General features: G+C 51.6%; 13 protein-coding genes. 9 read left to right on the plus strand and 4 right to left on the minus strand.

Annotated elements, in window-relative coordinates; translation table 11 throughout:
• Window positions 1-91 precede the first annotated feature (91 nt).
• On the plus strand, window positions 92-895 hold the full coding sequence (locus ACA373_RS02910; protein WP_253454410.1) for a helix-turn-helix transcriptional regulator: 804 nt from the start codon (window positions 92-94) through the stop codon (window positions 893-895).
• Between the two features lie 197 nt (window positions 896-1,092).
• Here ACA373_RS02910 and ACA373_RS02915 read toward each other — a convergent pair whose 3' ends face one another.
• The 3 genes from ACA373_RS02915 to ACA373_RS02925 form a co-directional block, all read right to left on the minus strand.
• Window positions 1,093-1,596, minus strand: coding sequence for a GrpB family protein (locus ACA373_RS02915; protein WP_370733982.1), 504 nt, complete (start codon window positions 1,594-1,596; stop codon window positions 1,093-1,095).
• 31 nt (window positions 1,597-1,627) lie between these two features.
• Entirely contained in the window at window positions 1,628-1,996 is a 369-nt protein-coding gene (locus tag ACA373_RS02920; RefSeq protein ID WP_370733983.1) for a DUF4440 domain-containing protein, read from the minus strand.
• 237 nt (window positions 1,997-2,233) lie between these two features.
• Window positions 2,234-2,827 (minus strand): hypothetical protein, encoded by a 594-nt coding sequence (locus ACA373_RS02925; protein WP_301729644.1) that lies wholly within the window; start codon window positions 2,825-2,827, stop codon window positions 2,234-2,236.
• A gap of 482 nt (window positions 2,828-3,309) precedes the next feature.
• Between ACA373_RS02925 and ACA373_RS02930 the strand changes: the two genes are divergently transcribed.
• From ACA373_RS02930 to ACA373_RS02945, 4 genes are all read left to right on the plus strand, one after another.
• A complete protein-coding gene (locus tag ACA373_RS02930; protein WP_370734442.1) occupies window positions 3,310-4,434 on the plus strand; it encodes an MFS transporter in 1,125 nt (374 codons plus the stop codon).
• Window positions 4,395-5,621 (plus strand): aminotransferase class I/II-fold pyridoxal phosphate-dependent enzyme, encoded by a 1,227-nt coding sequence (locus tag ACA373_RS02935; protein ID WP_301253447.1) that lies wholly within the window; start codon window positions 4,395-4,397, stop codon window positions 5,619-5,621. Before ACA373_RS02930 ends, ACA373_RS02935 begins: the two co-directional genes overlap by 40 nt.
• Before the next feature lie 45 nt (window positions 5,622-5,666).
• A complete protein-coding gene (locus ACA373_RS02940) occupies window positions 5,667-6,878 on the plus strand; it encodes an aromatic amino acid transport family protein (protein ID WP_253454406.1) in 1,212 nt (403 codons plus the stop codon).
• 292 nt (window positions 6,879-7,170) lie between these two features.
• Complete coding sequence (locus tag ACA373_RS02945) at window positions 7,171-7,527, plus strand: ASCH domain-containing protein (RefSeq protein ID WP_301289494.1); 357 nt, start codon at window positions 7,171-7,173, stop codon at window positions 7,525-7,527.
• A 117-nt stretch (window positions 7,528-7,644) separates the two neighbouring features.
• Here the strand turns inward: ACA373_RS02945 and ACA373_RS02950 are convergent, their stop codons facing one another.
• Window positions 7,645-9,042, minus strand: a complete 1,398-nt coding sequence (locus ACA373_RS02950) for an amidase (RefSeq protein WP_253454378.1) — start codon at window positions 9,040-9,042, stop codon at window positions 7,645-7,647.
• A 150-nt stretch (window positions 9,043-9,192) separates the two neighbouring features.
• Between ACA373_RS02950 and ACA373_RS02955 the strand changes: the two genes are divergently transcribed.
• From ACA373_RS02955 to betA, 4 genes are all read left to right on the plus strand, one after another.
• Window positions 9,193-9,786 (plus strand): TetR/AcrR family transcriptional regulator, encoded by a 594-nt coding sequence (locus ACA373_RS02955; protein WP_253454377.1) that lies wholly within the window; start codon window positions 9,193-9,195, stop codon window positions 9,784-9,786.
• Window positions 9,787-10,179: 393 nt separating this feature from the next.
• Window positions 10,180-10,776, plus strand: a complete 597-nt coding sequence (betI, locus tag ACA373_RS02960) for a transcriptional regulator BetI (RefSeq protein ID WP_253454376.1) — start codon at window positions 10,180-10,182, stop codon at window positions 10,774-10,776.
• A gap of 26 nt (window positions 10,777-10,802) precedes the next feature.
• The gene (gene betB / locus ACA373_RS02965) at window positions 10,803-12,260 is read left to right on the plus strand and encodes a betaine-aldehyde dehydrogenase (protein ID WP_253460990.1); all 1,458 of its coding nucleotides are present in this window, start codon (window positions 10,803-10,805) and stop codon (window positions 12,258-12,260) included.
• Between the two features lie 63 nt (window positions 12,261-12,323).
• Window positions 12,324-14,012 (plus strand): choline dehydrogenase, encoded by a 1,689-nt coding sequence (betA, locus tag ACA373_RS02970; protein ID WP_301253443.1) that lies wholly within the window; start codon window positions 12,324-12,326, stop codon window positions 14,010-14,012.
• The last annotated feature ends 196 nt before the right edge of the window (window positions 14,013-14,208 follow it).

A 14,208-nucleotide genomic window follows, 5' to 3' on the forward strand; every position in this document is an offset into this window, starting at 1 on the left:
AGTGTAAGAAAGTATGCAACGATTCTCTTCTTCTCTTTAAACCATTACAATTTAACACTTTATACTATTACTTTAAGCAATGAGATAAGCGATGCGGACCCTGAATCGATCACGTACTGACCTGGCCGCCTTCCTGCGGGCGCATCGGGAACGCCTTTCACCTGCCGAGGCAGGGCTTCCCAGCGGAACCCGGCGTCGGACGCCAGGCCTTCGACGTGAAGAAGTCGCGGCACTTGCAGGCGTCGGCCTTACCTGGTACACATGGCTTGAGCAGGGCCGGGATATTGGCGTGTCGTCCAACTTTCTGGATAATCTGGCGCGGGTACTGAAACTGGATGCCGCTGAACGCCGACACCTGTTTATGCTTGCACATGAGCGCCCTCCGGCCGAACCTGGAAAAACCTGGTGCGTACTGCCGCCACTTGTGCGGCGCCTGATGCACGATCTTCCGCACCCTGCTTTTGTGCTCAATCTGCGCTGGGACGTTCTGGGTTTTAATGCATTAGCCGACGAACTATTTAATTTTGGCAGTCATGTACCCGAGTGGCGTAACCTTCTCTGGCTACTTTTCACCGATTGCGCTCTTCAGAAACGAGTCGTTGCCTGGCATGAACAGGCTCCCCTGATGCTGTCAAGCTTTCGCCGTGATTTCACTCGCGCCAGCCAAAGTACGGATATACCTGAACTGGTAAATAAGCTGGAACATGTCTCGCCAGAGTTCAAAGTCTGGTGGCGACAACATCAGGTTCACGCGCCATGCAATGGAATCCGTCATTTGCTGATAGAGGAACAGCCTGTGCCTTTTGAATTTACGTCACTAACTGTGGATGAAGATCGACATTTGAGGTTGGTAGTGTATGCGCGACAAGAAGAAGATGCTGAACGTCCTGATTAGCCATTTAACAGGGACAAAAATTCTCGCGCCGCGCTATGGCTGGCATGCATTATAAGGGGCCGCTTCTGGCACAAAGCGGGCTGACACGCAGACTGATGTCCGCTTTGAGCGAACAGCAGACGTTGACTGATGACTACTCAGTGAATTCATCGTTATTGAACATACCCTCCCGGCAACGAACTCAATCTCAATCGTTCTCAGACAGCTAGCGCTAGTTGTTGATGACGCTCTATAAATTTCGCTTTGAGGGCGCTATAGCGATGAGCATCGGTCCTGCTGAGTAATACAGCTGCGTGTTTTATCTCAGCATACTCTTCTGCAATGTCGTTGTTTCTTCGAAGATAATCACGGAAAGCAAGATGTCTCAATACCTGCATATCTCCGACTGCAAACGCATGGACTTGATGACTACGCTGATCACCACCTTTAATGAAATATCTGCGCCCCGCAATCCCGTTCTCACCGCGAGCAACATACCCGGCGTGGGCCATTGCTGAATGGTACTTATCCAGTTCATTGATGTCGGAAACTTCAAGTAGCATATCAATTACGGGCTTTGCTGAGAGACCAGGAACTGACGTGCTTCCAATATGATGGATATCCTTAGCCATTCCACCGAGCAATGTTTTTATCAGTAAACTTTCAGCTTCAAACATCTCAGGCCATCTATCATCGTATGGCACAACAATAATCTTCCGCATAAACACATTCTCTCTGTCCTAAGTGTGCAACTCAATCCTGAACCCCGGCATTGCCTGCAGCTGGCGTTCCCTGGTGAAAAAACAGGGTCCACTGGCCCTCATCCGAACAAATCCAGCAAGAGGAACGTAATGCATGATGGCTGCCATCAGCGTAAAACGTCCGATAGCGAAGCAGAGCGTAACCGCAGCCCATCTCCGTAAGACGGAAATCGCTGCTGAGAATATACGGTGCAGCCTTTTCACTTAGAAGCGACGCAATGGTCTCTGACCGGTCGACCGTCACACCTGACCGGGTGATTTCACGGAATTCAGGATGAAGAATCAGTTCCAGCCACTCCGGATCATTGCGCCTGTCGCCGTGAAGGCTGCACTCAAGCAATCTGAGCTTCTCCAGAAGCATTCTGCTTATCCTCAAGTGATTAAGCCGGACGTTCAAATTTACCATAACAGTTCATGCGCTACTTCCGCTTCTGGCACAAAGCGGACATCGTCTTATGCAGCAGTCAGCTCTGTGCCGGTAGCGCATTTACCAGCGATAAATATGCGAACAGAATCGGCAATAATGAAAGACAGGTCTCAATAAGTGGGGACAAATCTTCCCAGCGCCGGACAGCATGCCCTTACCCGGAAAACCATTTTAACTCATGTCATGAATGCGGTTACGGTCGTTGCTTTTCGCCTTATAAAGCGCCCTGTCAGCCTGCTGCTTAAGACGGTCAGCCTGGTCTGCCTGGCCGTCAGAAAGTTCAAGCTGGTTTCTGACGTTAGCCTTTACCTGCCGGAGCACAAACATACCCATGCCGGTAATCATTACAAGCAACACGAGGTTCAGCACAACGTCGGCAGCGTTGGCAGAGAACCACGCCGTCCTGATTGCATCACGGTCATATCCCGCCGTGACTATCAGGGGATACTGCTCAAGACGGGCGTAGCCATATACCCGCTCGACGCCGTCCAGTGCTGAACGCCACGTAGCGCTGCCACTGGCTGACGTTTTCAGGACCGTTGTGAACAGCGGGCTGGAGGAAAGGCTGCGGTTAATGGCCGTGTCCGGAAAAGGGCGTATATACAACACGGAGGTGTCAACCAGTATCAGCGCCAGGACGTCGCGTTCATGCAGCGTATAGTAACTGTAGAACTGCCGGAAGTAGTCAACCCTTACCATAGCCAGCGCGATGCCGGCGAAACGACCTGCCTCATCATTCAGGCGCACCGCATCAGATAACCTCATTTAATATATGAGGCGCTACCAGTCAACAGTTCCATCTTCATTTGTTATAAAAATGTCACATAAAAGTGTAAAGTTAACAAATCACTTTTTTAGCAGATTCCTATCTGTCATGTGGTTAAAAACCGATCACGATTTTATCATCTATCGTTATTGCTGGGTTTGCGGTGAATGATTCTTAATTCTTTCCTTTCAGTAGCACTATCTGTGTAATCATTATTTTACAAATAGATTTCTAACCGGAATTAAATTGTTTTTTTCGTGAACAGAATACCTTAAAGAGTTGATCATTAATCGTACAGTTAATTAATATATTATTGATTTTAATATTATTTTTATTTAAAGGAGGTTTTTTTTAGCTGAACGCTGTATAGCACTATGATTACATAAGATAAATTGATATTTATAAGTTGTTTTGATAGCTTGGTTGCTCTTTAGAGCTTAAGCTAATTTTGATTATGAACCGAGTGTATTTATATCTTGTAATGGCTGCATCTGTGTCAGCTCTGGCTACCGACATGATTGTTCCGGCTCTGCCAGATCTGCAAAAAGTTTTTCAGGTTGATTATTCGCTTATTCAGCTTTCGGTCAGCGGGTTTCTTATCATTTATGCTATCAGCCAGTTATGTGTAGGCTTTGTAAGTGAAAGGTTAGGAAAAATAAAAACGATAACGGCAGGTTTTATCGTTTTTTCAGCAGGTAGCCTGCTGTGCTATATGGCTGAAAATATCTATTTACTTATGGCAGGAAGATTTATACAGGCCGTGGGTGCTGGCGCAGGACCGGTATTATCCAGAGCTATCGCAAAAGATAGTTTTCCAGCTGAAAGCTTAAAAAAAGCCCTATCTGACATTTCCTCTGCCAGTGCTATAGTTCCTCTGCTCGCACCGCTCGCGGGCGGAGCAATGCTGGGTTATGTAAGCTGGAACTACATATTTTTAACGATGTTCATTTTTGGAATAATCACGGTCATTCTTGCTCCGAAAAGTTTACCTGGTTCAGGAGAGAAGCCTGAAGAATATAACGGCAGCTTTATGACAACCGAATTTTTTTCGGGGACAGCTTTGGTTTCCTTGATTCTGAGTTCGCTTTTTTGTTTTATTACGTTGACGCCTGTAATTTTTATTGAAAATTTAAAGTTTACGCCTTTTCAATACTCACTGGTCTTTTCACTTTCTGTTCTTTTTTTCATAGCAGGAAATCAGGCTTCAAAGCTTAACGCATTCACAAATCCATTTTTACTTTTTGGAATCAATGCACTGTCATTAGTTCCTTTGATTATCGGAAATCCTGATCCAGTTTTATATTTACTCTCTGCCATTGTGTTCAATTTTACATTAGGTGCATATTACCCAGTCGCTCATTTCACCGCATTGCAGATTAAAGGTAATAAAACGGGAGTAGCTTCATCATTGACCGGATTTACGCAAACTGTCTGTGCAGGTGTTATTAGTTATTGTGTAACAAAATCTACTTCTTTAGGGATTGGATTTGAAAAAGTGATGGGGTTAAGTGGATTATCCCTGGCGATTTTGTCATTACTGGTAGTTAGCTATTTAAGGAGAGCGAAGTGCAGAACTGGCAAAGAAACAAAATTGAGAAATCTGTAAAATATCAAACACGTGTTTTTTCGGAAAACATCAATGAGTTGATTGTCACTGAAAGAGAGGGAAAAAAAATCAGACTCGATGATGGAAGGGAAATGATCGAGTTTGTGTCCTGCTCTTATCTTGGTATCGAAACGCACAAAAAACTTAAAGTGGCTGTATATGAAGCAATGGAGCGTTTTGGCGTACAACTTTCGGTGGCAAGAACGCGAATTAAGCCAGACATTTTTAGGGATATTGAAAGTAAACTAAGCGCCATCATGAAAGGTGCATGCACCCTTACTTTCAATGCGGTGACGCCATGTCATATCGCGGTTTTGCCATTACTGGCATCAGGGGCATTGCCAAAATACACTTTTAGCAATAAACCTTATTTCATACTTGAAAAAACAGCGCACGCTACCTTGCAAATTAATCGGGGGCTGTTGCAGCAATTTGGCGATGTGGCGCGTATAGATTTCCAGGATCACAAAAAAATTGAAGAGGCATTTAAGTTTGCCTATGATAATGGCCTTACGCCGATATCTATCTCTGACAGTGTAGGCTCTATGGGCGGCGTGGCGCCGGTTAAGTTTCTGACGAAGTTAATTAGTCAGTATAATGGTTATGCTTATATTGATGACGCTCATGGAACCTCTATCTTCGGTGAAAACGGCTCCGGTTATGTAATGGAATGCCTCGACAATAAGCTGGACGACAGGATTATTATTGCGGGATCGCTGTCTAAAGCTTTTGGTTCGCATGGAGGATTTATTGCATGCAACTTCGAGGAAACGATTAAATTCATTAAAACCTACGGGACCACGTACGCATTTGGCGGTCCTCCTAGCTTGCCGGGAATGGCGGCATGCCTGGCCGCTGCTGACCTACACCTTGATGGCACCGTTGCCAGGAGACAGGTGCAGTTGCAGGACGTTATCGCATATTTTGATGAAAAATTTGCTGATACTGACGTCATCAACAGAGGGACAAGAATGCCGATACGAGGTATTCTCATCGGTAATGAAGATACCGCAATCACGATGTGTAAGAAGATGCACCAACATGGATTCGCTACTACTGTGGCGATGTTCCCTACGGTCGCAGAGGGGAATGCCATACTGAGGTGTGCTATTTCAGCATTACATGAAAAAGAACATATCGATCGTTTTCACAACTGTTTTAAACTAGCCTATAACGAAGTAATGTAGTCTGTCTTTTGCCCGGCCTTTGCCGGGCATTATGAGAAATGGAATATGATGAAAAATATTGCCGGGCTCAGCCATGGAACAACCTTAGTGGTTGCAACGATAGTGGGTGGAGGCATGTTTGCGCTTCCTCTGGCTCTTGAAAATGTATGGTTTACAAAAGGGGTAATCACGTTATCGATCTCAGCATTTTTCATGCTTCTAACCGGATTAATGCTGGTTGATGTAAATTTGCGATTTCCTTCCGGGACAAGCTTTCATACTTTTACAAAGGATCTTCTGGGCCACAGGATCAGCGTGATCGTTAATGCAAGCTTTCTGTTTGTTCTCTATGTAATCACTTATGCTTATATCTCTGGCGCATCGTCTGCCTTTTCCGGGGTGCTTAATAAATTATTTGGCATTAATGGAGCGACATGGTCTGTTTTGTTAATCACTTTTCTGGTTTCATCTCTGATTTACATGGGTGGGTCGACAGCAAATTACGTTATTTCATTTTTCGTTGCAGCAAAATTTATAACTTTTTTCCTAGCCACCGGTAGTTTGCTTGAAAGTGTCAAACTTCAATATTTAACTGACAACCCCGAATTAAATGGCGTCTCTTCGTTTATTTTAATCATTCCAGTCTGCATTATATCCTTTGGGTTTCATGGAAGTATTCCCTCGCTCATCAAAATTTATGGTCGGACTAATTATAAAAAGGTTGTTGGAAGCTTATGTGCAGGCGTATTTATTTCGGCATTCATCTACTATTACTGGTTAACCCTATCTATGGGTGTGGTTGATAAGGCCACCTTTGCAGAAATCAAGCGTTCCGGCGGTAATATAGGTCCTTTCATCAGAATGATTGAAGGCGCGAAAGCGGTAGCATCAATGGAAGTGATACTGGTTTTTTTCGCAATGTTTGCCATATTATCTTCTTTGCTCTCAGCTTCGTTAGGTTTGTGTGATTACTTTCGTGACTTATTGAAAAACCGGATGGTAAAGAAAAATGAAATGTTACCTGTTCTTTTGACGTATTTACCTCCGGCTCTGTTTTGTATTATCAAGCCTGATGGTTTTCTGCTTGCCATTTCCTATGCTGGCATAGCACTTGTTATATGGGCAGTGTTACTCCCGCCGGTTTTACTTCTTGTCGCCCGAAAAAAAGGCGTGGCTGCGACCTATCATTTTCCTTTGAGCGATAATACATTAAAGTTATTTTTGATGGTGGGTACTTTGATGTGGATTTTCATGGTGGCAGAAGTTTTTATCAACTGACAGCATACGCTGCCATTAACACTGGTTAGCTGTCCCCGGAATTAAACACAACATCTATCACACCATCTCGATTCACAAACGTCCGCTTTTGGCACAAAGCGGACATGTGCAGGCTAAAGTCTACTGTGAGCGAACAGCGGACCACAATACCAGAGGGAAAGCCTCACTGTTAATGTCCGGACAGTTCATGCTAAAACCCTGTATGACGTTTTTCATCGACGATTAAAAAGGGCTGTAAATAGCTACAGTTGAGGTATTAAAAGCGAAGTATCCAGGCGCAGATGCCTGGCAAATGGGCGACAGTCCGGAACTGGCCAGCCAGCTTGCTGACCTGATTAAAAAAGGGATCAAAACGGCCTCCTGCGGATCTCTTGCCTCTTACCAGCAGGAAGAGCCTGCCCCGAAGATTGGGAGCTATAACATCATCCTTGATGGTCAGAACGTCCCGGTCTGCGTGACCAGACTGGTTTCAATGCGGCTGGTGCGTTTTTGTGATGTTACGGAGGCGTTTGCCCGCAAAGAAGGTGAAGGCGATTTAAGCCTTGAATACTGGCAGAAAGAGCATCAGCGGTTTTTCACCCGCGAAGGGCATTTTTCTGACGATATGGAGCTGATAGCAGAAGAATTTGAGGTGATTGAAGTGCTGTAAGATAAACGTTCTGGCGTTAAATTCCTTGCGCTTCGCATAGGCCCGCCTCTGTCAAAAGCGGGCCTGCCTCCTTAATTGTTTATTCATATTGCACAAGCAGAAAGCGGTCAGTGCAGATTAATGACCGGCCCAGACGGCGGGTTTGCGATCGCCCCAGGGACAGGCCCGCTCCAGCTGGCCCGCCAGCTGCAACAATACCGGCTCCTGATTAAATCCTGCTAAAAACTGCATACCGATCGGCAGATGGTTCGCCGGGCTGAACCCCAGCGGCACCGACATGGCCGGGGTGCCGCAAACGTTAGCCAGGGCGGTAAAAGGAGACTGGTCAAAAACTTGATGCATCCAGCCGCGCCCGTCCAGATTGCCCTGATGAAGATTGTAGCGGCCCAGTTCTACGGGCAAAGCGGGCAGGGCAGGCGTCAGCAACATATCGTACTGCTGATAAAACAGACCCATTTTTTGGGTCACGGCGTTGCGCATATGCATTGCGCCAATCATATCCACTGCGGTCAGCTCGTGGCCAAGCCGCCACAGCGCCAGGTTTGCAGGCTCAAGCGTGTCGGCGTTAATCGGCCTGTTCATCATGGCGGCCAGCGCGTCGATCCAGGCCGCGGTATTCGATGCCCAGAACCGCGTATTCATTTCTACAAAAGCGTCCCAGCTGCCGATATCGGGCGCGGCTTCCTCTACCTGATGTCCCAGCGCAATAAGCTGTCCAATAGTCTGTTCCAGCGCGGCAACCACTTCCGGTTCGCTGCGCTGGCCATTTAAAGGATGCGTCATCACGCCGATTTTGAGCTTGCCCGGCTCCTGCGCGGCGCACTCCCTCAGCGTCTGATGCGCAGCGGCAATGATAAAAGGATCGCCGGGCGTATTGCCCTGCACGGCATCCAGCAGAGCCGCGCTGTCGCGCACCGTACGGCTGACGAAGCCATGCACGGCAAGGCCCGACCAGACTTCATCCACTTCCGGGCCCATACTGATGCGGCCACGGCTGGGCTTCAGGCCGAACAGCCCGTTGACTGCAGCCGGTACGCGGATCGAGCCGCCGCCGTCGGTGGCATGGGCGGCGGGCACCATTCCTGACGCCACCGCCGCCGCAGAGCCGCCGCTCGATCCCCCGGCGCTGTAGCGCTTATTCCAGGGATTGCGGGTGCCGCCGTTAAAGCTGGGTTCCGTGGTGGTGCTGGTGGCCAGCTCCGGCGTGGTGGTTCGGCCCAGCATTACCAGCCCGGCCTGGCGCATTTTTTGCGTAAGGACAGAATCCTGCGCGGAGACGTATCCCGCCGCCAGCCGACTCCCCAGCTCATTACGGCGGCCGCTAACGGACACGCCGAGATCCTTCACCAGCATCGGCACGCCGTATAACGGGCCTTGCAGATTGCTGTGTTCATCCTGCCAGAGTTCAATCACGGCGCTGACCTCGCCGTTCACTTTTTCTATGGCTTTATTCGCCGCCTCTTTGACTTCTTCAGGCCTGACTTCGCCCTGGGTAATCAGCGCTGCGAGGCCCACAGCGTCGCAAGATGTATAGTCTGAAAGATTCATAAAAATCCGATTCGTGGCTGAGAAGACGACAACACCCTGAAGGTGTATACTGGTTAGTATCTTATGATACCGATTGGTATCGTATAATACTATCCAGTATCGTTGCAACGAGGAATTATGCCCAGACTCTCACAGCCACGCCTTCCCCCGCGCGATCGCCTGCTCCAGGCGGCGGAAACGCTTTTTTATCAGGACGGCATCACTCGCGTGACCGTGGACGCTATTGCCGAAAAAGCGCAGTCCACCAAGATGACGCTTTATCGACATTTTGCTTCCAAAGAAGCGCTGGTGCTGGAATGGATACAGTTACTGGTTGAGGATTACAGTCAGGTATTCGATCGGCTTGCCGAACGGTTTCCGGACGACTCCGCCGCCCAGATTATGGGGTTCGGGCGGTTCCTGGCAGATAATCTTACCGGCACGCTGCAGCGGGGCTGCCCGTTTACCAATACCCTGGCGGAAACCACCGGGCAATTCGCGGAGGTCAGAGCGCTTATTTTTGCCCACAAACAGCGACAGTTTCAGCGGCTGGCGGCCTTGTGTCGCCAGGCAGGCGCGGGCGAGCCAGAGGCGCTGGCAAAAGAGATTACGCTGCTGCTGGAAGGTTTGCAGGTGGTCGCCCAGAACGGCGGATTTGAGGATCCGGCGGGCTTTGTGCTTGAACAATTAGCTATAAAGCTGGATGGCCTGACGGCCAAAAATCCGCGCTGACAGCTCGTCCCCGGTAAAGCCGGGGCTCGGGCGACCAGCTCCGTTGGCATGTTTACCGACGCTGGTTCGCCAGCACAGGCCGCCCGACTGCGTTTGGCAGGCGTTAAGCCGGTACACCAGCCTGCCAGACCGCGCTTAAATCCTGGCCAGACCGTTGCATAAGGTCATCAGAAAGGCTTCTTTACAACGCATTTGCGCCCGTTGTTGCTCGCTCATTTATTAACACGCCATCCGCAAATAAATAGCATAAATACAGAAGGTTAACCTGATTCCACGCGTTGCTGTTTCGTTAACTTTTTTCACGCCTCCACGCCTGTCATTTTTTTCTTGATTGAACGTTCAATATAAAAAGTCTATAATCTCTCTTATTCAATAGCTGAAACCGATTAAGCGATGCCAAAAGTTGGAATGAAAGCCATCCGCCAGGCGCAGTTAATTCATGCGACGCTGACGGTGATTGACCGGGTCGGCCTGGCCGATGCCAGCCTGGCGCTGATAGCCAGAGAGGCGGGCGTCTCCACGGGGATCGTCAGCCACTACTTCGGCGATAAAAACGGCCTGCTGGATGCCTGTATGCGTCAGATCCTGCTGGATCTCTACAGGGCGGTCGAGCATCACCGCAGCGTCGCGGCCGACGATCCGCAGGCGCAGATCCGCGCGATTATCGATGGCAACTTCGACGATTCGCAGATTGCCGGGCCGGTGCTGAAAACCTGGCTGGCGTTCTGGAGCAGCAGCCTGCATCAGCCCGATTTGCAGCGTTTGCAGCGAATCAACGACCGGCGACTGCATTCCAACCTGACGGCGCAGTTCGCCAGAGCGCTGCCGATAGATGCGGCGCGGGCGGCGGGCGCCAGCATGGCGGCGCTGATCGACGGCCTGTGGCTGCGCATGACGCTGGCGCCCCAGCCGATGGCGCAGGGCCTGCTCGATGCGCGTCAGCTTTGCTATCAAAATCTTGCGCTGTGGCTTTCCGGCCCGGCAACCTAACCCTTAAAGGAGGAGACATGGCCGATATGCAACGCCGTGGACTTTACATCAATGGCCGCGAAGAAGCGGGTCAAGGCGAAACATTCACCACCATCAACCCCGCTAATGGCGAAGTGCTGGCGGAAATCACCTCGGCCAGCCAGCAGGATATCGATCGCGCGGTCGCCTCCGCCGAAGCCGGTCAGCGTATCTGGCGTAGCTATACGCCGGTTGAACGTAGCCGCGTACTGTTAAAAGCCGTGGCGCTCTTGCGCGAGCGCAACGATGAGCTGGCCGCGCTGGAAACGGCCGACACCGGTAAACCCCTGAGCGAAACGGAAGCGGTGGACATCGTAACCGGCGCGGACGTGCTGGAATACTACGCGGGCCTGGCCGTAGCGGTTGAAGGCGAATCCATCCCGCTGCGCGACAGCGCGCTGGTCTACACCCGCCGCGAGCCGCTGGGCGTTTGCGCCGGTATTGGCGCCTGGAACTATCCGATTCAGATCGCCATGTGGAAAAGCGCGCCCGCGCTGGCTACCGGCAACGCCATGATTTTCAAACCCAGCGAAGTCACGCCGCTTACCGCGCTGGAGCTGGCAAAAATCTTCACCGAGGCTGGTCTGCCGGACGGCGTCTTTAACGTGGTGCAGGGCGCCGGAAGCGTCGGCCAGGGCCTGAGCCAGCATCCGAAAATTGCCAAAGTCTCCTTTACCGGCGAAGTCAACACCGGCAAACGCGTAATGGCGGATGCGGCGCTGGCTAACCTCAAGTCGGTCACGATGGAGCTGGGCGGTAAATCGCCGCTGATTATCTTTGAAGACGCCGAGCTGGAACGTGCCGTAGACGGCGCCATGATGGCCAACTTCTACAGCACCGGCCAGGTCTGCACCAACGGCACGCGCGTGTTTATTCATCGCTCTTTAAAGGCGGAGTTTGAAAAGCGTCTGCTGGAAAAAATGCGCGGCATCAAGTGCGGCGATCCGACTAAGCCGGAAACCAACTTCGGCCCGCTGGTCAGCGAAGAGCACTGCCAGAAAGTGGTTAGCTATATGGAAATCGGCAAGCAGGAAGGCGCGCGGGTGCTGGCAGGCGGTTCCCGTATCACCGAAGGCGACATGGCGAAAGGCTGTTACGTGGAGCCTACCGTCTTCACCGACTGCACCGACGAAATGCGTATCGTGCAGGAAGAGATCTTCGGGCCGGTTATGAGCGTGCTGGTCTTTGATGACGAGCAGGAAGTTATCGATCGCGCCAACAACACCGAATACGGCCTGGCAGCAGGCGTGTTCACCACCTCGTTGAATCGCGCGCACCGCGTTATTCATCAGCTGGAAGCGGGCATCTGCTGGGTGAACAGTTGGGGCGAATCGCCTGCGCCAATGCCGGTCGGCGGCTATAAGCAGTCCGGCGTGGGGCGTGAGAACGGTCTGGAAACGCTGCATCACTATACCCGCACCAAATCCGTACTGATTGAAATGGGCGACTATCCGTCCGCGTTTTGATGGCGGTTTTGCGCTTATAACACTTTTTTGCTGCGGCGAAGGCCGCAGCGTTTTGGAGGTTTAATGCAGAAATTTGACTATATCATTATCGGCGCCGGCTCGGCTGGCAACGTCCTGGCCACGCGACTGACTGAGGATGCTGACGTATCGGTACTTTTACTGGAAGCAGGCGGCAAGGATCACCGCTGGGATTTCCGTACCCAAATGCCAGCCGCTTTGGCTTATCCGCTGCAGGGAAAACGCTATAACTGGGCTTATGAAACCGATCCTGAGCCGAAAATGAACAACCGCCGCATGGAGTGTGGACGCGGCAAAGGGCTTGGCGGCTCCTCACTGATCAACGGCATGTGCTATGTGCGCGGCAACGCGATGGATTATGACAACTGGGCCAGCAAAAAGGGCCTGGAGAACTGGTCATATCTGAACTGCCTGCCTTATTTCCGCAAGGCGGAGAAGCGCGATATCGGTGAAAACGATTACCACGGCGGTGACGGCTACCTGAGCGTCACCACGCCGAAAAAAGGCAATAATCCGCTGTTCCGCGCCTTTATCGATGCGGCGGTGCAGGCCGGTCATCATGAAACCGACGATATGAACGGCTACCGTCAGGACGGCTTCGGCCCGATGGATCGCACCGTTACGCCGCAGGGCCGTCGCTCCAGCACCGCGCGCGGCTATCTGGACGTGGCGAAGCAGCGTTCAAACCTGACGATTGTCACCCACGCGCAGACCGACCGTATTCTGTTTGAGGGCAAAACCGCCGTCGGCGTTTGCTGGCTGCGCAACGGCAAACAAGAGCAGGCTACCGCCACGCGTGAAGTGCTGCTGTGCGCGGGCGCTATCGCCTCGCCACAGATCCTGCAGCGTTCCGGCGTCGGTCCGGAAGAGTGGCTGCGCGAGCTGGATATCCCGGTTGTTCACGCGCTGCCGGGCGTAGGCCGCAACCTGCAGGATCATCTGGAAGTTTATATGCAGTTCCGCTGCAAAAAGCCGGTCAGCCTCTATCCGTCGCTGCACTGGTGGAACCAGCCGGCAATCGGCGCGGAATGGCTGTTCAGCGGCACGGGTATCGGCGCCAGCAACCAGTTTGAAGCGGGCGGCTTTATCCGCAGCGACGACAAGCCGGACTGGCCGGATCTGCAGTATCACTTCCTGCCGGTCGCCATTAACTACAACGGCAGCAGCCCGGTGAAAGAGCACGGCTTCCAGGCGCACGTTGGCCCGATGCGCTCGATGAGCCGTGGTCGCGTCAGGCTGACCTCGAAACACCCTTACGCTGCGCCGTCGATCTTCTTTAACTACATGTCGGAAGATCGCGACTGGGAAGAGTTCCGCAGCGCGGTGCGCCACACGCGTGAAATCATGCGTCAGCCTGCGCTGGCTGAATACTGTGGTGAAGAGATCCAGCCGGGCGCGTCGGTGCAGACCGACGAGCAGATTGACGCCTTTATCCGCGATCATGCCGAAACGGCCTATCATCCTTGCGGCAGCTGCGCGATGGGCAATGACGAGATGGCGGTAGTGGATGCGGAAGGCCGCGTGCACGGGATGCAGAAGCTGCGCGTGGTGGATGCTTCGATTATGCCGCAGATCACCACCGGCAACCTGAATGCGCCCACCGTGATGATCGCCGAGAAAATGGCCGATCTGATCCGGGGCCGTACCCCGCTGGCTGCTTCCAAAGCGGATTACTATCGCCTGGCGCGCGAAAAAGCCGAGGCGGAGCAGGCGCAGGAAGAAGGCGTGGCCTGATAGCTGCCGCGTCCCGAAAGCTGGCAAACCAGCCTGCGGGGCGCTGTCTGCCGTACCTTAAAAATGCACGTAACGGCTATGCAGCCCGTTGCGTGCATTTTTGTATCAGCCAGCCTTCCGCAAAATTGCCTGATTGCCTGATTGCCTGATTGCCTGATTGCCTGATTGCCTGATTGCCTGATTGCCTGATTGCCTG

It is taken from the genome of Erwinia sp. STN24, assembly GCF_041320675.1.
Taxonomy (GTDB): Bacteria; Pseudomonadota; Gammaproteobacteria; order Enterobacterales; family Enterobacteriaceae; genus Erwinia; species Erwinia aeris.

Excerpts from the sequence above, each read along its gene's own strand:
- betA (WP_301253443.1), top strand. The coding sequence starts at position 12,324 with ATGCAGAAATTTGACTATATCATTATCGGCGCCGGCTCGGCTGGCAAC.
- ACA373_RS02945 (WP_301289494.1), top strand. The coding sequence starts at position 7,171 with ATGGGCGACAGTCCGGAACTGGCCAGCCAGCTTGCTGACCTGATTAAA.
- ACA373_RS02925 (WP_301729644.1), bottom strand. The coding sequence starts at position 2,827 with ATGAGGTTATCTGATGCGGTGCGCCTGAATGATGAGGCAGGTCGTTTC.
- ACA373_RS02930 (WP_370734442.1), top strand. The coding sequence starts at position 3,310 with ATGGCTGCATCTGTGTCAGCTCTGGCTACCGACATGATTGTTCCGGCT.
- ACA373_RS02920 (WP_370733983.1), bottom strand. The coding sequence starts at position 1,996 with ATGCTTCTGGAGAAGCTCAGATTGCTTGAGTGCAGCCTTCACGGCGAC.
- ACA373_RS02910 (WP_253454410.1), top strand. The coding sequence starts at position 92 with ATGCGGACCCTGAATCGATCACGTACTGACCTGGCCGCCTTCCTGCGG.
- ACA373_RS02940 (WP_253454406.1), top strand. The coding sequence starts at position 5,667 with ATGATGAAAAATATTGCCGGGCTCAGCCATGGAACAACCTTAGTGGTT.
- betB (WP_253460990.1), top strand. The coding sequence starts at position 10,803 with ATGCAACGCCGTGGACTTTACATCAATGGCCGCGAAGAAGCGGGTCAA.
- betI (WP_253454376.1), top strand. The coding sequence starts at position 10,180 with ATGCCAAAAGTTGGAATGAAAGCCATCCGCCAGGCGCAGTTAATTCAT.
- ACA373_RS02955 (WP_253454377.1), top strand. The coding sequence starts at position 9,193 with ATGCCCAGACTCTCACAGCCACGCCTTCCCCCGCGCGATCGCCTGCTC.
- ACA373_RS02915 (WP_370733982.1), bottom strand. The coding sequence starts at position 1,596 with ATGCGGAAGATTATTGTTGTGCCATACGATGATAGATGGCCTGAGATG.